Raw genomic sequence first — 18415 nt, forward strand, 5'->3', positions numbered from 1 at the left:
TCGGTGTTACTTATTCAGCCAGGTGTTGTAAAAGCTGGGGCGACCCACGGCTTCAAACGCGATGCCTTTGGTGGTGGAGGCACCTGCAAATACCTGTGGCTCTTCAAAGATGGGGATAACATAGGCCTGATCGGTCAGATAGTTCTGCACTTCCCCAACCAGCGCCAGCCGCTTGCTGCGGTCGGTTTCTGTGGCGATGCCATCCAACAACGTATTCAGGTGCGAATCTACGAAGGTGTTTACCTTGTCGCTGGAGCCGCCTTTTTGCAGCAGGACGTTACGTACCGTCGGGTAATACTGGCTTTTCAGCACATCTGGATCGGCGCGACCTACCATGGAAGGAGCTACGCCGGTTTTCAATGGGTCGAGGCTATCCACGGTTTTGCTGCCCGCATCCCCTGCCAGTACATTCAGCTTCACGCCGACTTTTGCCCACTGTTGAGCAACCAGTTGCAGCGTTTCTTTGCTCTGTGGATGTTGTATCGATTCATAGGCGGTCAATTCCAGCGTTTTGCCGTCTTTTTGCCGTAATCCCTGCGAACCGGTTTTCCAGCCTGCTTCATCTAACAGCTTGTTGGCCTGTGCGGGATCGAAGGTCAGTTTGCTGGAGAGATCGACATGGCCAGCCGCAGTCTTAGCCAGTGGTGACGTGGCTAGCGGGTAGTTGTCAGAGAACAGCGTATTCACGATCTCTTTGGTGTTGGTGGCGTGCAGTAGCGCTTTACGAACATGGATATCGGCGACCAGCGGGTTATCCGGGCGGAAAACCACGCTGTTATTGACGCCGCGTGTAGGCGGGGCATAAAGATTGAAGCCCTGACTTTGTACTCGTTTTTCATCATAGGCCTGGATCTGACGAATGAAATCCGCCTGACCGGAGACCAATGCACCGATGCGTACACTGTCTTCCGGCGTGACCAGATAGGTAATGCCGTCCAGATAGGCGCGCCCCTGATGCTTCGATTTAACCGGAGCCCAGTTGTAATCTTTACGTACGGTCAGCTTCAGTTCCCGCCCCAGCTTCTCGCTGCTGACTACAAACGGGCCGGAGCCGATAATATTCTTCGCATTACCTAACTGATTGAAATTGTGCTCAAGCGTGCTGAGAGAAACCAGACCGGAACCGATCGCCGAGGTGCCTTGTAAAAAGCCTGGGGACGGCTTCTTAAAGTAAAACTTCACCGTCAGCGGATCGACGACTTCACTGCGCAGGTAGTTATTGATCACCTCTGAAACCGGCTGGTTGAGCGCCTTATTCCCTAAACCGTAAGTATCGAAATTTTTTGCTACCGCGTTGGCATCCAGCGGGGTGCCGTCAGAGAAAGTAATACCGGGGCGAATCTTGAAGGTGTATTCGGTGTTATCCGCGTTGATGATCCAGGATTCGGCAACCCACGGTTCAATCTCCAGCGTTTCTGGGTTCTGGTACGTCAGTTTATCGGTGATCTGGTTGAGAATGCCGCCGTTCGGGTAAAAACCGCCCGCGGGCGTATAGAGATTGGTGTGTGCCTGCTGTTCCAGATAAACCAGCGTGCCGCCGATTTTCGGTGTGTCGTCCGCTGCCTGTGCGCTCAGTGCGCCGCCCAGAAGGAGCAGCGAAGCAAAAATAGTGTGTTTCTGATGAGGATGTAAAAAAGTCGCCACGATGGTTGTTCCTACAGGTAATGTTTTTTATTAACGTTATGTTTTATCAAGTGAATGTGTGCATCGGTTACGTCCTGAAATGGGGGGATAAAGCAGGAAACGTTAACCGCTCGTTATCGTCGATACTTCCATAGGCAGTAGAAAACAGCAAAGAACAAAACCGGCATTGGTTATCCAGTTTTTAGGTAGGAAAAATCGTGTTTTTTTGCGGGAGATAGCCGTATTTCGCGTGTGATGGTAGGGTTATTTAGCGCACGGCGGTAGCGCTGCGAGAGAGTGGTCGCAGCGCTAAGGTTGAGTGAGTTTCCGCCGTGAGCGGCAACGTGATCGGAGGAAATCAGATTAAGCCACTAGCGTATCGAGATCATCCCAGATATCGGTTCATGATGATCTCATCCCTCTTCTGCTGTGTTACTTATCCAGCCAGGTGTTATAAAAACTGGGGCGACCCACGGCTTCAAACGCGATGCCTTTGGTGGTGGGCGCGCCGGCAAACACCTGTGGTTCTTCAAAGATGGGAATGACATAAGCCTGATCGATCAGGTAGCTCTGTACTTCTCCTACCAGCGCTAGCCGCTTGCTGCGGTCGGTTTCTGCGGCGATACCATCCAGTAGCGTATTCAGGTGGGGATCAACAAAGTCCTTCACCTTGTCGCTGGCACCACCTTTTTGCAGCAGGACGTTACGTACCGTTGGGTAATACTGGCTTTTCAGCACATCTGGGTCGGCACGGCCTACCATCGCCGGCGCTACGCCGGTTTTTAGCGGGTCGAGGCTATCCACGGTTTTGCTGCCCGCGTCGCCCGCTAACACATTCAGCTTCACGCCGACTTTTGCCCACTGTTGCGAAACCAGCTGTAAGGTTTCTTTGTTCTGTGGTTGTGGCAGCGATTCATAGGCGGTCAATTCCAGCGTTTTGCCGTCTTTCTGTCGTAACCCTTGGGGACCGGTTTTCCAGCCCGCGTCATCTAACAGCTTGTTGGCCTGTGCGGGATCGAAGGTCAGTTTGCTGGAGAGATCAACATAGCCCGCGGCAGTTTTCGCCAGTGGGGACGTGGCCTGTGGGTAGTTGTCAGAGAACAGCGTAGCAATGATTTCTTTGGTATTCGTAGCGTGCAGCAGCGCTTTACGTACGCGGATATCCGCTACCAGCGGGTTATCCGGGCGGAAAACCACGCTGTTATTGACGCCGCGCGTAGGCGGGGCATAAAGGTTGAAGCCCTGACTTTGCACCCGCTTTTCATCATAGGCTTGGATCTGACGAATGAAATCCGCCTGACCGGAGACCAACGCGCCGATACGCACGCTGTCTTCTGGCGTGACCAGATAGGTAATGCCGTCCAGATAGGCGCGCCCTTGATGCTTCGATTTAACGGGTGCCCAGTTGTAATCCTTACGGGCGGTCAGTTTCAGTTCGCGTCCCAGCTTCTCACTGCTGACCACGAATGGGCCGGAGCCAATGATGTTTTTTGCATTACCTAACTGATTGAAATTACGCTCAAGTGTGCTGAGAGAAACCAAGCCGGAACCGATGGCCGAGGTGCCTTGTAAAAAACCCGGTGAGGGCTTCTTAAAGTAAAATTTCACCGTCAGAGGGTCGATGACTTCACTGCGCAGGTAATTGTTGATGACTTCCGAAACAGGCTGGTTAAGAGCGGTGTTTCCTAAGCCATACGTATCAATGTTTTTCGCCACTGCGTTGGCGTCCAGCGGGGTGCCGTCAGAAAAGCTGATACCCGGGCGGATCTTGAACGTGTATTCAGTGTTATCCGCGTTGATGGTCCAGGATTCGGCAACCCACGGTTCAATCTCCAGCGTTTCCGGGTTCTGGTACGTCAGTTTATCGGTAATCTGGTTGAGAATGCCGCCGTTCGGATAAAAACCGCCTGCGGGCGTATAGAGATTGGTGTGTGCCTGCTGCTCCAGATAAACCAGCGTGCCGCCGATTTTCGGTGCGTCGTTCGCTGCCTGTGCGCTCAGTGTGCCGCCCAGAAGGAGTAGCGAGGCAAAAATAGTACGTTTCTGATGAGGATGCAAAAAAGTCGCCACGATGATTGTCCCTACATTGGATAGTTTTTATTAAATTTATTGGTTTATCAGGTGAATATGCGGATCGATTACGTCCTGAAACGGGGGGATAAAGCAGGAAACGTTAACCGCTCGTTATCATCGATACTTCCATAGGCGGTAGGAAACAGCAAAGAACAAAACCGGCATTGGTTATCCAGTTTTTAGGTAGGGAAAAGCGGGGTTTTTGCGGGAAATCGCCGCGTTTCGCGTGTGATGATGGGGTTACTGAGTGGCGAAAAGCAGCGCTGCGAAAGCGTCGTCGCAGCGCTAAGGTCGATCTAGGGTTATTTCAAAACCTGCGGATTCACGCAGTTTTCTTTTACCTGACCGCTTAGGGCGGCAATCAGGTTGTCAACGGCGCAGGCAGCCATGTCGTAGCGCGTTTCGTGCGTGGCCGAACCGATATGCGGCAGCGCCACCACGTTAGGTAAATCCAGCAGCGGAGAATCTACAGGCAGCGGTTCTTTGACAAAAACGTCCAGACCTGCGCACTGAATGGTTCCTTTCACCAAGGCTTCCGTCAGCGCGTCTTCATCCACCACGGCACCACGGCCGATATTAATTAAAATGGCGCTGGGTTTCATTTTTGCCAGCTGTTCGCGGCCAATGAGATGGTGGGTTTCCGCCGTCAATGGCAGCGTAATACAGAGGAAATCCGACTCAGCCAATAGCGTATCGAGATCGCAGTGACGGGCATTAAAGCGCTGCTCCGCTTCAGCGTGATGGCGGCGGGCGTTGTACAGTACCGGCATGCTGAAACCAAAGTGAGCGCGCTGCGCGACGGCCAGACCGATGCGCCCCATCCCCAGAATACCGATGGTTTTATGGTGAACGTCGGTACCAAACCAGTCGCTGCCGACACCGCCTTTCCACTCTCCCGCTTTGACTCGCTCAGCCACTTCTACAACCCGACGTGCGCTGGCGAGCATCAGTGCCAGAACCGTATCCGCCACGGTTTCCGTCAGCACGGTCGGGGTGTGCATGAGAATCACCCCCTTTTCATTTAGCGCATCGACGTTAAAAGTGTCGTAACCGACAGAAATGGTGGAAGCCGCGCGTAAACGCGGCGCATGTTGCAAGAAATCTTTATCGACTTTTCCGCCGGAACCGATGATGCCTTCTGCCGTTGCCAGAGCCGGATGGTCGAGTGAGGGAAAGGCGTCAAGTTCAGTGACGGTGAAGTATTGGTCTAAACGAGCGCGTAGGTCGTCAGCAATGGTTTTATACAGGATAACGCTAGGTTTCATCACAAACTCCAGCAGATTAAGGAAGTTAACGTAGAAATCGCTTATCGAATAATCGCGTAGCTGGCAACAGACTGCAAGTGATACTGCCCCCGCATTTGCCCAAGGTTAACCGCGATTAATGGGGGATTTGCACGATTTGTGTGATGCGCGATGACATGGTTTCTTCCCAGAGCACGCGTTGGAGTTCGCTTACAGCATGCATCACGTACTGACTGCATGAGATTTATTACAGTTTGATTAAAATTATTCCATCGTGATTTTTGTTAATCATTTTCTTGTAAAGCATTACTGCAAAAAACCGATAACGCTATTTGCGGGGATGTTTTAGAAATGATGCTGTTATTTAGACACGATGTTGTTAACGGGGGCGGAAATGCATTTTTTTACCAGAATTATGAGCAATCTTAAGGTTTCTCATAAGCTGTATGGCGGGTTTGGTATTGTCCTGTTGTTAGTCATGATAGCGTCTGGGGTTGGCGCCATACGGTTTTTTATCATCCATGAATTGTATGTTAAAACGACTATTCTGAATGAAATGAATCATCAGCTCGATCAGTCGAAAATGGCGAGGGTCAAGTATTCATTCACCTTTGCAGACGAGCATATTAAAAACCTGAATAAGTACATTGAGCAGGCTAGGGCGCAAAAGGAAAAAGCGAAAGCACTCGCATGGGAAGCAGATTATCTCTCTGATTTTAATAAACTTGACCAGGATTTTACAGATTATGATACCGATCTGAATACCATGAAAGCCGCCGCGAACGCGGTGGTCGATACGGCAAAGAAAATCAGCCAGATGAATGCCTCCGATGCGTTAACGGCATTTATGACCAATCTCCCGGTTGGCGCGGATGAAAATGCGCTGGCGGCGCAGAAAGATACCCTCTCACTGCTGTTTCTGAAACTGGTTAATAGCACTTATATCTTACAAAGAGAGAACAGCGAAGCCGCGTTTAATGTGCAGAAACAGGCTTATGCCGAATCGAAAGCATCCTATGATGCGCTGGCAGCGTCGGTCAGTGACGATCGTCGTCGCGTAGTGGATGCTTTTTGGCAAGTGTTTGAAAATTATAATCAAACGGCAGAACAATACTACAAGCAACTAGGACAGTTAAAAACCACAGATGTCAAATTCCGGGCCACCGGAGACAGAATGACGAGCGATATCGGTACTATTCTGCAAAAGCTCGGTGCGAGGAATGATGACATTATCAATAGCTCTGTACTGCAAACATTGATTTTAGGGGCGATAGCCATCGTCTTTGGATTGCTGATTGCATGGTCCGTCACGCGACAAATCACCCGACCCATTATTACTAACCTGAAGCTGGCGGAGCGCATTGCAGGCGGCGATCTCTCTGCAAACGTCACGGTGGAACGGCATGATGAACTGGGGCAGTTAACGACGGCCATGATGGTGATGACGGAGAAATTGCGTCATTTAATGACGGATATTCGTCAAAGCGTGTACAGCGTTGAGAGCGCTTCCTCTGACATTGCATCGGGCAATAATGATTTGTCATCACGCACCGAGCAGCAATCGGCGGCGATTGTAGAAACGGCAGCCAGTATGGAAGAGTTAACGGCTACGGTGAAGAACAACGCCGATAATGCGCGACATGCCAGCCAGATTGCCGGAGAAGCCTCAACCAATGCGAATCGCGGTGGGGATATTATTAACCGCGTGATTAATACCATGAGCGATATCTCAGGCAGCTCGAAGAAGATTTCTGATATCACGAGTGTCATTAATAGTATCGCTTTCCAGACCAATATTTTGGCATTGAATGCGGCAGTGGAAGCGGCGCGCGCCGGTGAGCAAGGCCGTGGTTTTGCGGTTGTTGCTAGTGAAGTTCGCAGTCTTGCTCAGCGCAGTTCACAGGCGGCAAAAGAGATCGAAAGCCTGATTTCAGAATCGGTTTCTCGTGTGGATGCAGGAACCGATCTGGTTTCTCAGGCGGGAACAACGATGGATGACATTGTCGCTTCCGTGAGCCGCGTGAATGACATCATGGGGGAAATATCTTCAGCATCGGATGAGCAGAGTCGCGGTATTGCGCAAATTGGCAGTGCGGTGGCTGAAATGGATACCACCATTCAGCAGAATGCCGCTATGGTGAGCGAATCCTCCGTCGCGGCGAATTCGTTGCAGGAACAGGCCTCGAAGCTGGCAAAACTCATGTCAGTTTTCCGCATATCCGATGCGGATGTTGCCGGGGTATCAAGACGGCAAGGGTCTAACACTGGCAATGGACATTCGGGCAATAGAGCTGTGGCTCGCCTGCCGACGCTCGCGTCACGGGATAATGGGAACGATAACTGGACAACGTTCTGATACCCCGTTGAGTCGATGACTCAGAGGTGGTCGATTGCACTAGAGGGAGCGGCGTTTGCTGTTCCCTCGTTCACCCACTGCATGATCAGCGCCGTAGCTTGTGTATCCTGATTGATGTTTTCCTCAACGGCGACAAATCCCTGCTTATGATAGAACCGGAAAGCGCGTGTATTCTGTTGATACACTTCCAGAGTGAGTAAGGGGTACTGCGCCTGAACATGTTGGATCAGTGCGGTGCCAATCTGCTTTCCATAATAGGCTTGTTCGACAAACAGCGCGCCGATAAACCGTGCTTCTAGTACGCTGATAAAGCCAATAAGGCTTCCTTGTTCTTCATAAACCCAGGTTTGTGACTGGGGAATATAGATCTCGCGTACCGCACTGGCGCTTTCTCGCCAGTAATCTTCACGGATAAAGGGATGCGCCAGAATGGTGCTCTTTAACCAGAGTTGCATCAACGGCGCAAGATCGAGGCTGCGATAAGGGCGGATCATGACGTGCTTTCCTGATGACAAAAACAGTCAATGACATGGTCGTTGACCAATCCGCCCGCCTGCATGAAGGCATAGCAGATAGTCGAACCGATAAATTTGAAGCCGCGTTTCTTTAGGGCTTTGGACATGGCATCTGAAACGTCCGTTTTGGCGGGAACTTCTGCGAGTGAAGCGGGATGGTTGAGGTGTGGCCGGTGTTCGACGAAGGACCAAATGAAGTCCGCGAAGCTCTCTCCTTTGCTTTCCATCGCCACCCATACTTTTGCGTTGGTGATAATCGCCTCGATTTTCCCGCGGTGGCGGATAATGCCGCTGTCCTGCACTAACCGATCTACGTCATCCTGCGTCATTTTCGCCACTCGCTCAGGGTTGAACTGGTGGAAACAGTGGCGATAGTTTTCGCGTTTTTTCAGGACAGTAATCCAGGAAAGGCCCGCCTGTTGACCCTCCAGACACAGTAGCTCAAATAGCTTCTGGCTGTCGGTGCAGGGCTTCCCCCACTCGTTATCGTGATAATCCTGATATAAGGTGTCTTGTGTAACCCAGCCGCAGCGTTGCATTCCTTTCTCCTGATTCGGTTGCGCCGTTGGTGTTTGGACGCACAGTTTATTGTAAGGCAGTCTGCCGCAATGTGGTGCGATCATGGCATTCATCATGCTGTATATGCAACCAGCATTTTGCGGGCGTGTTCGCAGATATGAAAGGTTGTTTGCGGATGGGGCGGAAAGTCGTCGTGGAATCGTGAATAATGTTTTGCCGACAGCTCAGGCTGTTCATTAATCATAAGAAAAGCATCAATAGAGACAGGGGGACAGGGAATGGCGGTGGAGTGGGTAGCAGCCTATCTGGCATTAGGTGCAGTGGTGGGTTTCATGGCGGGATTATTAGGTATCGGTGGCGGCGGCATTATGGTGCCAGTGCTGACGGCGTTGTTTGCCGCACAGGGCGTGGATAATACGCATCTGGTGCACCTGGCGTTGGGAACGTCAATGGCCGCGATTGTCGTCACGGCGATTTCCAGTCTACGTACTCATCATCAACATCAGGCGGTACTTTGGCCGGTAGTCGTAAGGATTACGCCCGCCATTCTGATCGGGACATTCGCTGCCACCTGGTTGGCGACGCTGTTGCCGACGCGGACGCTGGCGATCTTTTTCTCCTGTTTTATGGCCTATGTTTCTCTGCAAATGGTGCTGAATATCAAGCCCAAACCGCAGCGTCAGTTGCCCGGTACGGCAGGGATTTCGCTGGCGGGATTGATGATAGGCAGCATCTCTGCGTTGGTGGCTATTGGCGGCGGGTCGCTTACGGTGCCGTTCCTGACGTGGTGCAACGTCCGTATTCAGCAGGCGATTGGTACATCGGCGGCGGTTGGGCTACCGATTGCCGTTTCCGGCGCGTTGGGCTACCTGATCAACGGCTGGTCGACGACCGGATTGCCTGATTACAGCGTCGGCTATGTGTCTCTGCCTGCCGTTTTCCTGATTTCAGTCGTCAGCTTCTTCACTGCGCCGGTCGGTGCCCGTTTGGCGCATCGTTTGCCGGTTGCGACGCTGAAAAAGGCCTTTGCCGCATTGCTGCTGTTGCTGAGCCTGAAGATGTTGCAGACCGTTTTTTCAGGCTGACCCTGTAATTTGAAAGATGATGGCGGGGATTTGCACTTGTTACCGCATTCTGGCTGTATATCTTGCGGTCAGAGGGTATACTGGCGCATTCCTTATAAATCCACTTGTATCGCGCGCGAATCCAACATGCAAAAGTTTGATACCAAGACCTTCCAGGGCCTGATCCTGACATTACAGGATTATTGGGCTCGCCAGGGCTGCACCATTGTTCAACCATTGGACATGGAAGTCGGCGCAGGCACTTCACATCCTATGACCTGTCTGCGGGCACTGGGGCCGGAGCCGATGGCCGCCGCCTATGTGCAGCCTTCTCGTCGCCCGACCGATGGGCGCTACGGCGAAAACCCGAACCGCTTACAGCACTATTACCAGTTTCAGGTCGTGATTAAACCATCACCGGAGAATATTCAGGAATTGTACCTCGGTTCTCTGAAAGAGCTGGGTATGGACCCGACCATTCACGATATCCGCTTCGTGGAAGACAACTGGGAAAACCCAACGCTGGGCGCATGGGGCCTGGGCTGGGAAGTCTGGCTGAACGGTATGGAAGTCACACAGTTTACCTACTTCCAGCAGGTTGGTGGTTTGGAATGTAAACCCGTCACCGGTGAGATTACCTACGGTCTGGAACGTCTGGCGATGTACATTCAGGGCGTTGATAGCGTTTACGATCTGGTCTGGAGCGACGGCCCGTTAGGGAAAACCACCTACGGCGACGTGTTCCATCAAAACGAAGTCGAACAGTCGACCTACAACTTTGAACACGCTGATGTCGATTTCCTGTTCAGCTGCTTCGAGCAATATGAGAAAGAAGCGCAGCACCTGCTCGCGCTGGAAAAACCGCTGCCTTTACCGGCTTACGAACGCATTCTGAAAGCAGCGCACAGCTTTAACTTGCTGGACGCGCGTAAAGCGATCTCGGTTACCGAGCGCCAGCGCTACATTCTGCGTATTCGTACCCTGACCAAAGCGGTTGCGGAAGCCTACTATGCCTCGCGTGAGGCGTTGGGTTTCCCGATGTGTAATAAGAAAGAGAGCTAAGAGGCAGCCATGACTGACAAGACTTTTCTGGTGGAAATTGGCACGGAAGAGCTGCCGCCGAAGGCTCTCCGTAATCTGGCAGAATCCTTTGCCGCGAATTTCACGGCGGAGCTGGATGCCGCCAATCTGGCACACGGTGACGTAAGCTGGTTTGCCGCGCCGCGCCGTTTGGCGCTGAAAGTGGCACGCTTAAGCGCGTCTCAGCCCGATCGTGAAGTAGAAAAACGCGGCCCGGCGATTTCCCAAGCGTTTGATGCAGAAGGCAAGCCGACCAAAGCGGCAGAAGGCTGGGCGCGTGGCTGTGGTATTACCGTTGAGCAAGCTGAACGTTTGACGACCGACAAAGGCGAGTGGCTGCTGTACCGTGCCCACGCTAAAGGTGAACAGGCGCAGGCGCTGCTGCCGGGTATGGTCAGCACCGCATTATCTAAGTTGCCGATTCCAAAGCTGATGCGCTGGAGCGACAAAGAAACCCAGTTTGTGCGTCCGGTACATACCGTGACTATGCTGTTGGGTGAGGAACTGATCCCCGGTCAGGTATTGGGTATTGATTCCGCTCGTACTATTCGCGGCCACCGCTTTATGGGTGAAGCTGAATTTACGATCGATAACGCTGAACAGTATCCGCAGATTCTGCTGGAACGCGGTAAAGTTGTCGCTGACTATGAGGCGCGTAAAGCCAAAATTAAAGCTGATGCTGAAGACGCTGCACGCAAGATTGGCGGCAATGCCGATTTGAGCGACAGCCTGCTGGAAGAAGTCACCTCGCTGGTGGAATGGCCAGTGGTGCTGACCGCGAAATTTGAAGAAAAATTCCTCGCTGTGCCGTCCGAAGCGCTGGTTTACACCATGAAAGGTGACCAGAAGTATTTCCCGGTTTACGACAACAGCGGCAATCTGCTGCCAAACTTCATCTTTGTTGCCAATATTGAATCCAAAGATCCCCAGCAGATTATTTCCGGTAACGAAAAAGTAGTGCGCCCGCGTCTCGCTGACGCCGAATTCTTCTTCAATACCGACCGTAAGAAGCGTTTGGAAGATCACCTGCCGCGTCTGGAAACCGTCTTGTTCCAGCAGCAGTTGGGTTCATTGCGCGACAAAACTGACCGTATTCAGGCGTTGGCTGGCTGGGTTGCTGGCCAAATTGGTGCCGATGTGAATCACGCAACGCGTGCGGGTTTGCTGTCGAAGTGTGACCTGATGACCAACATGGTGTTCGAATTCACCGACACGCAGGGCGTGATGGGGATGCACTATGCGCGTCATGATGGCGAAGCGGAAGATGTGGCCGTTGCGCTGAATGAACAGTATCAGCCGCGCTTTGCGGGTGATGAACTGCCGTCTTCTGCGGTGGCGTGCGCGCTGGCGATTGCCGACAAAATGGACTCGCTGGCAGGGATTTTTGGCATCGGCCAACACCCTAAAGGCGACAAAGACCCGTTTGCGCTGCGTCGTGCTGCCCTCGGTGTGCTGCGCATCATCGTCGAAAAGCGTCTGCCGCTCGATTTGCAGACGCTGACCGAAGAAGCAGTGCGTTTGTATGGCACCAAGCTGACTAATGCTAAGGTTGTGGATGACGTGATTGAGTTTATGCTCGGTCGTTTCCGCGCCTGGTATCAGGAAGAAGGTCACAGTGTGGATACCATTCAGGCGGTATTGGCGCGTCGTCCAACCCGTCCGGCTGATTTTGATGCCCGCGTCAAAGCTGTTAGCCACTTCCGTTCGCTAGATGCGGCGGCGGCGCTGGCGGCGGCCAACAAGCGTGTTTCCAACATTCTGGCGAAGTCTACCGATACGCTGAATGAAAGCGTTAACGCTGCCGTATTGAAAGACGCAGCGGAAATTACGCTGGCAACGCACCTTGTTGTGCTGCGCGACAAACTGACGCCGCTGTTTGCCGAAGGTCGCTATCAGGAAGCGCTGGTCGAGCTGGCCTCACTGCGTGAGCCTGTCGATGCGTTCTTCGATCAGGTGATGGTGATGGCAGAAGACGATCAGGTGCGAGTGAACCGTCTGACGCTGCTGAGCCAACTGCGTGAGCTGTTCTTGCAGGTTGCGGATATCTCCGTGCTGCAATAACGACAATAGCGTTACGTAATCCCAACCCCCGAGTCGGTTCGCCCATTCGGGGGTTATTTTTTCCCGCGTCGCAAAACGTCCCGCCTCACCTCTGTGGTCGCCCGTGCATCTCGATGCTTAAACAGTCGGTATTCGTTGTCATACCTGGCCTTTTTCTGCACAGCCAGCCTGATTCGACTATGCTTATATCGTAGAAAATCTTGTCATGGAAAATCCGTCGTCAGCGTGTTTTTGTCTAAATACAGCACGGCTGGCGGGGCAGTAGGCATAACAGGAGTAGGGAATGAGAAGGCTGATGATGTACCGTTCACGCTGGCTGCTGCCAGTTCTGGTTATTCTGGCGGCATTGCAGCTTGCTGCCTGCGGTGATAGTGAGGCCGACCAGCGCAAGGCATTCATTGCGTTCCTGCAAAGCGTGCAGTCGCAGCAGGATGGAAAACTGCCTGTATTGACGGAAGAGCAAAAGAAAAATTTTGGCAATTTTGCCAACGACTACGCGATTTTAACCACCTTTTCTCAGCAGTTTAATCAGGCTGTATCTGGCAGTTTAACGCCGATGCTGGGGCAAATTTCTCGTATTCGCGTCCCTAAAGACTATCTGACACAGCGTGATGCGCTCAGGCAATCTGTCGGCACCATGAGCCTGTTGGCGCAGCATGTTCAGGCGGCAAAAGCGCAGGCTGACAATGCCCATCGCACGTTAAAGCAGCCTGAAGAGGTGCAAATTCCTTATGAGCGACTCTATGCGAGCACGGTAATACAGCCGACGAATGCGTTGTTACCTGTTATTCCTGGCGCCACGTCATTTGCACAAAGCCTGATTCAGGTTGGCGATTTCCTTCAGGTTCAGGGCGATCAGGCCGTATTTAACGGCGCATCTGTCCAATTCCGTACCCCACAGCAGGCGGCGCAATATAACAGTATGGTGGCGGCATTACCTGTGCAGCAGCAGAATGTAATGAATGCGCTCAGAGGGGTAAATGGTGTGAATTATCCCTAATAGCCTCTTGGCGAGTCGATATCAGCGGTAGGTAGATGAGTTTGGCAGACGAGAGGGGGAAAAATAAATTGTGATTTACATCACATAAATAAAACAAACATGGGTGATTAAAATGTGATGTAAATCACATATAAGACGCGGTATTTGTCTACGAATCTGTTTAGTTTTTCATTTTTAACGGTTTTTTGTGAAGCAAATCACCTATTTGTATCGTTGATGTAGGGTGGTTGTGTGATTTTTGTCACGTTCCTGCCATGAGGTTGCGGTATGAAAACAGCGTGTTAGAGTCCGCGCTGCATACAGTAATAATGACGGAAATATTTTTGTGGCAATCGGTGTTTTTATAACAGCTGAGCTTTCGGTAACCGTCGATACCTCGGTAAAAATAAGGCTGTCGGTTGTTGCTAACCATCGCTGCGACTAACACACGTTGCCACGCCGTCTCACGATAATTACCACGCGCTCTTATTGTCAGCGCGTTTCAATAGGGGTGTGTTTTTATGCTTTCACCAGATATTAAGATCAAAGTGCAAAACTTTGGTCGCTTCCTCAGCAATATGGTGATGCCCAATATTGGCGCATTTATCGCTTGGGGTATCATTACCGCACTGTTTATCCCCACTGGCTGGTTCCCCAATGAAACGTTGGCGAAGCTTGTCGGTCCGATGATTACGTATTTGCTGCCATTGCTGATTGGCTATACCGGCGGACGTCTGGTATTCGGTGAGCGTGGTGGTGTGGTGGGTGCCATTACGACGATGGGTGTGATCGTCGGGACCGATATCCCGATGTTCCTCGGCGCAATGATCGTCGGTCCGTTGGGTGGCTGGGCGATCAAGCGTTTTGACCGCATGGTCGACGGTAAAATTAAGAGCGGCTTTGAAATGCTGGTCAACAACTTCTCTGCCGGTATTATCGGTATGTTGTTGGCAATTCTGTCGTTTTTAGCAATTGGTCCACTGGTTGAAGTCTTCTCTCAGGTGCTGGCTTCCGGCGTTAACCTGATGGTACAGAACAACCTGTTGCCGTTTACGTCCATCTTCGTTGAACCGGCGAAAATTCTGTTCCTGAATAACGCTATTAACCACGGTATCTTCTCACCGCTGGGCATTCAGCAGGCGACAGAAACCGGCAAATCTATTTTCTTCCTGATCGAAGCGAACCCAGGCCCGGGTATGGGTGTGCTGATGGCTTACATGTTCCTTGGTCGTGGTAATGCCAAAGAATCAGCACCGGGTGCGGCGATTATCCACTTCCTGGGCGGGATTCACGAAATCTACTTCCCTTACGTGCTGATGAATCCGCGTCTGATTATTGCGGTGATTCTGGGTGGGATGACCGGCGTGTTTACGCTGAGCGTATTAGGTGGTGGCTTAGTTTCTCCTGCGTCTCCAGGCTCCATTCTGGCGGTGTTGGCGATGACGCCAAAAGGCGCTTACTTCGCTAACCTGGCAGCGATTGCCGCGGCTTTTGCGGTGTCCTTCATTGTGTCGGCGATTCTGCTGAAAAGCACCAAGCAAAAAGAAGAAGATCTGAGTGATGCGACACGTCGCGTGCAGGAAATGAAGGCCTCTTCTAAAGGCGTAGCCACTAACACGGGTGTCAGCGGTGATATGAGCACCGTGCGTAAAATCATCGTAGCGTGTGACGCCGGTATGGGTTCCAGCGCGATGGGCGCTGGCGTGTTGCGTAAGAAAGTTCAGGATGCCGGGCTGACTAATATTTCGGTGACCAACAGCGCGATCAATAGCCTGCCGGACGATGTCGATCTGGTGATTACGCACCGTGACTTGACCGAGCGTGCAATGCGCCATGCGCCGCAGGCACAGCACATCTCGCTGACTAATTTCCTTGATAGCGGGCTGTATAGCGATCTGGCGGCTCGTCTTGTGGCAGCGCAGGGTGCGGTGAAGTCTGAGGCCGTTGCGACGCCAGCACCTGCTGTCGCCGACGCACAGACTAACCTGTTCCAACTGGGCGCAGGCAATGTGTTCCTGAATCAGCATGCGACACACAAAGAGCAGGCAATCCGTTTCGCCGGTGAACAACTGGTGAAAGGCGGCTATGTCGAGCCTGCGTATGTTGAAGCGATGCTGGAACGTGAAAAACTGACTTCCACCTATCTGGGCGAATCGATTGCCGTGCCGCACGGTACGATAGAAGCGAAAGACCGCGTGCTGAAAACGGGCGTTGTCTTCTGCCAATATCCTGAAGGTGTTCGCTTTGGCGATGAAGAAGACGAGGTTGCGCGTCTGGTTATCGGTATCGCTGCCCGTAACAACGAACATATTCAGGTCATCACCAGCCTGACCAATGCGCTGGATGATGATGCGGTTATTGAGCGTCTGGCACACACTCAGGACGTTCAGGAAGTACTCGACTTACTCTCCGGTAAAAAGAGTGCCTGATTAATTTGGCTAGTGCCGCCTTCGGGCGGCCTCTTTTTATGTCTTTTTAAGGTTATGTCTCATGAAAGCATTACATTTTGGCGCGGGTAATATTGGCCGCGGGTTTATTGGGAAATTGCTGGCGGATGCCAACGTCGAACTGACATTCGCTGACGTCAATCAGCCGCTGTTAGATGCCCTGAACAGTCGTAAAAGCTACTCGGTGCGGATTGTCGGTGATAACACGCGCCTTGATACCGTCAGCAACGTTAGCGCCGTTCACAGCGGCAGTCAGGATGCCGTAGCGCTCATTGCCGTGGCCGATCTGGTGACGACTGCTGTGGGGCCGCAGATTCTGGAAAAAATCGCCGGAACTATCGCTCAGGGGCTGGTAAAGCGTCACGAAGACGGCAATACCCGGCCGTTGAACATTATCGCCTGTGAAAATATGGTGCGTGGCACCAGCCAGTTAAAACAACATGTACTGAAACTGCTGCCGGAAGGCCATCAGGAATGGGTGGTCGAGCATGTGGGATTTGTCGATTCCGCTGTAGATCGCATCGTTCCTCCTTCCGAAGCCGGTAGCAATGATGTGCTGGCGGTGACGGTAGAAACCTTCAGCGAATGGATTGTCGATAAAACCCAGTTTTGCGGTGAGCCGCCAGCGATTTCCGGTATGGAACTGACCGACAATCTGATGGCGTTTGTCGAGCGTAAGCTGTTTACGCTTAATACCGGCCATGCGATTACGGCCTACCTCGGTCAGCAGGCGCGCCATCAAACGATCCGCGATGCCATTCTTGACCCGAAAGTCAGAGCCGTGGTCAAAGGCGCAATGGAAGAGAGCGGCGCGGTACTCATCAAACGCTACGGTTTTGATGCGGATAAGCACGCTGCCTATATCAACAAGATTCTCAGCCGCTTTGAAAATCCCCATCTGCATGATGATGTCGAGCGTGTTGGCCGTCAGCCGCTGCGTAAGCTGAGTGCTGGCGACCGTTTGATCAAACCGCTGCTGGGAACGCTGGAATACCATTTGCCGCATGACAACCTGATTACCGGCATTGCCGCGGCGATGCATTATCGCAGCGAACAAGATCCACAGGCGCTGGAACTGGCTGAGTTAATCCACACCCAGGGCGTGCAGGCGGCGCTGGTGCAGATTTCTGGTCTGGATGCTGACAGCGAGGTTGTCGCGCAAGCAGTGAATGTGTATAACGCCATGCAGTAATCGGCGCGTCTCGTCACCAGGCAGGTGTGGTCTTTTCGACACGGTGTAAAGGTATACGGGCGACGTCGGGGATGCGATGTCGCCACACCTGCCGGTAAGCATGCTACCGAAATGGGGTAGGCTGTGTGCGGGTTTAAAGGGTCGAGAAGTGACGATGGAAGAAACACAGGCGTTTGAAAACCGGGTTCTGGAAGCGCTGAACTCAGGGAAGACCGTGCGCGACTTTATGCTCTGTGCCGTTGAATTGCTGGCTGAAGCGGTCAGCATCCTGATGTTGCAGGTGTTCCGTAAAGATGACTATGCGGTGAAATATGCCGTTGAACCTCTGATGACGGGAACGGGGCCACTGGGCGATCTTTCCGTGCGTCTGAAACTGATTTATGGCTTGGGCATGATCAGCCGTAAAGAGTACGAAGATGCGGAGCTATTAATGGCGCTGGGAGAAGAGTTGGCGCATGACGATCGGCATTACCGTTTTACCGATGATGAAATTCTGGGGCCTATCGGTGAGCTGCATTGCGTTGCTGCGTTGCCCGCAGAGCCGGCTTTGCCGACCGTAGTAGAAGCTGCCGATCCACTTCTGGTGAGTATGCAACAGCAGCGTTACCAGCAGATGGTACGTTCCACACTGGTTTTATCTCTGACTGCATTGATTGCGCAAATCAGTCTGAAAAAGGCGTTTTAGTCCCACTTAGCGACATCACGCCACATTAGTCCGCCAAGTGTTTATAGTCGTCGTACTTCAAGCTGGCTGGTCTTTCAACAACTCGAATTATTTAGCGTATAGTGTATGCTGTGCCCCGCATTATTCTCCCGTTATATAGGTTATCTTTTATGAAAGAGCAGGAAAAAGCAGAGATCAAACGCCTTAGCGACCAATTGGATAAGCTGACGCATAAGCAGACTACGCTGCTGGCACAAGGTGATGCCGAAGCCATCGCACTCAATCTGGAAGCTTGCGAAAAGCTCACGGCTGAGATTGAGCGCCTGCGTAACGTGAGAGAACAGAAACTGAGCAAAGAAGCGCAGAAACTGGCGAACCTACCTTTCAACCGTGCGATTACCAAAAAAGAGCAGGCTGATATGGGGACGTTGAAGAAGAGCGTTCGCGGTTTGGTGATTGTGCACCCGATGACTGCACTCGGGCGTGAAATGGGCTTAAAAGAGATGACCGGTTACGCGCCGAAATCGTTCTGAGGCCTTTTCTCTGTGTAGACAGAGGATACTGGATTAATTGCAAAGCCCCTGTTTAACAGGGGCTT

At 52.2% G+C, this 18415-nt stretch carries 14 protein-coding genes; 9 read left to right on the forward strand and 5 right to left on the reverse strand.

The genetic code is table 11. The annotated features are described in order from the left end of the window. Positions 1-6 precede the first annotated feature (6 nt). The 3 genes from EDI29_RS12785 to ghrB form a co-directional block, all read right to left on the reverse strand. Complete coding sequence (locus EDI29_RS12785) at positions 7-1644, reverse strand: TIGR04028 family ABC transporter substrate-binding protein (RefSeq protein ID WP_137741179.1); 1638 nt, start codon at positions 1642-1644, stop codon at positions 7-9. Between the two features lie 411 nt (positions 1645-2055). After that, positions 2056-3693 carry a TIGR04028 family ABC transporter substrate-binding protein gene (locus EDI29_RS12790; RefSeq protein ID WP_137741180.1) on the reverse strand — a complete coding sequence of 546 codons (1638 nt, stop codon included), beginning with the start codon at positions 3691-3693 and terminating at the stop codon, positions 2056-2058. Between the two features lie 305 nt (positions 3694-3998). Further along, positions 3999-4961 carry a glyoxylate/hydroxypyruvate reductase GhrB gene (gene ghrB, locus EDI29_RS12795; protein ID WP_137741181.1) on the reverse strand — a complete coding sequence of 321 codons (963 nt, stop codon included), beginning with the start codon at positions 4959-4961 and terminating at the stop codon, positions 3999-4001. Positions 4962-5334: 373 nt separating this feature from the next. Between ghrB and EDI29_RS12800 the strand changes: the two genes are divergently transcribed. Beyond that, positions 5335-7296, forward strand: coding sequence for a methyl-accepting chemotaxis protein (locus EDI29_RS12800; RefSeq protein ID WP_137741182.1), 1962 nt, complete (start codon positions 5335-5337; stop codon positions 7294-7296). Between the two features lie 20 nt (positions 7297-7316). On the opposite strand, the gene EDI29_RS12805 is transcribed toward EDI29_RS12800, so the two are convergent. Then, positions 7317-7790, reverse strand: coding sequence for an N-acetyltransferase (locus EDI29_RS12805; protein ID WP_137741183.1), 474 nt, complete (start codon positions 7788-7790; stop codon positions 7317-7319). Next, positions 7787-8350 carry a DNA-3-methyladenine glycosylase I gene (locus tag EDI29_RS12810; protein ID WP_137741235.1) on the reverse strand — a complete coding sequence of 188 codons (564 nt, stop codon included), beginning with the start codon at positions 8348-8350 and terminating at the stop codon, positions 7787-7789. Before EDI29_RS12810 ends, EDI29_RS12805 begins: the two co-directional genes overlap by 4 nt. 258 nt (positions 8351-8608) lie before the next feature. Here EDI29_RS12810 and EDI29_RS12815 point away from each other — a divergent pair, with 258 nt between their 5' ends. The 8 genes from EDI29_RS12815 to EDI29_RS12850 all read left to right on the forward strand — a co-directional run bounded on the left by EDI29_RS12815 (position 8609) and on the right by EDI29_RS12850 (position 18350). Then, positions 8609-9415 (forward strand): sulfite exporter TauE/SafE family protein, encoded by an 807-nt coding sequence (locus tag EDI29_RS12815; protein WP_137741184.1) that lies wholly within the window; start codon positions 8609-8611, stop codon positions 9413-9415. A gap of 126 nt (positions 9416-9541) precedes the next feature. Next, positions 9542-10456: a glycine--tRNA ligase subunit alpha gene (gene glyQ / locus EDI29_RS12820; RefSeq protein WP_010296573.1), complete on the forward strand. Its 915-nt coding sequence runs from the start codon at positions 9542-9544 to the stop codon at positions 10454-10456. 9 nt (positions 10457-10465) lie between these two features. Then, on the forward strand, positions 10466-12535 hold the full coding sequence (glyS, locus tag EDI29_RS12825) for a glycine--tRNA ligase subunit beta (protein ID WP_137741185.1): 2070 nt from the start codon (positions 10466-10468) through the stop codon (positions 12533-12535). 283 nt (positions 12536-12818) lie between these two features. Next, complete coding sequence (locus tag EDI29_RS12830; RefSeq protein ID WP_241664929.1) at positions 12819-13535, forward strand: DUF3053 domain-containing protein; 717 nt, start codon at positions 12819-12821, stop codon at positions 13533-13535. Between the two features lie 500 nt (positions 13536-14035). Next, on the forward strand, positions 14036-15943 hold the full coding sequence (locus tag EDI29_RS12835) for a PTS mannitol transporter subunit IICBA (protein ID WP_137741186.1): 1908 nt from the start codon (positions 14036-14038) through the stop codon (positions 15941-15943). Between the two features lie 61 nt (positions 15944-16004). Then, positions 16005-17153, forward strand: a complete 1149-nt coding sequence (locus tag EDI29_RS12840) for a mannitol-1-phosphate 5-dehydrogenase (RefSeq protein ID WP_137741187.1) — start codon at positions 16005-16007, stop codon at positions 17151-17153. Between the two features lie 100 nt (positions 17154-17253). Continuing rightward, complete coding sequence (locus EDI29_RS12845; protein WP_167494506.1) at positions 17254-17838, forward strand: MltR family transcriptional regulator; 585 nt, start codon at positions 17254-17256, stop codon at positions 17836-17838. 149 nt (positions 17839-17987) lie between these two features. Continuing rightward, on the forward strand, positions 17988-18350 hold the full coding sequence (locus EDI29_RS12850; RefSeq protein WP_137741189.1) for a YibL family ribosome-associated protein: 363 nt from the start codon (positions 17988-17990) through the stop codon (positions 18348-18350). Positions 18351-18415: the final 65 nt, after the last annotated feature.

The organism is Pectobacterium polonicum (genome assembly GCF_005497185.1).
GTDB lineage: Bacteria > Pseudomonadota > Gammaproteobacteria > Enterobacterales > Enterobacteriaceae > Pectobacterium > Pectobacterium polonicum.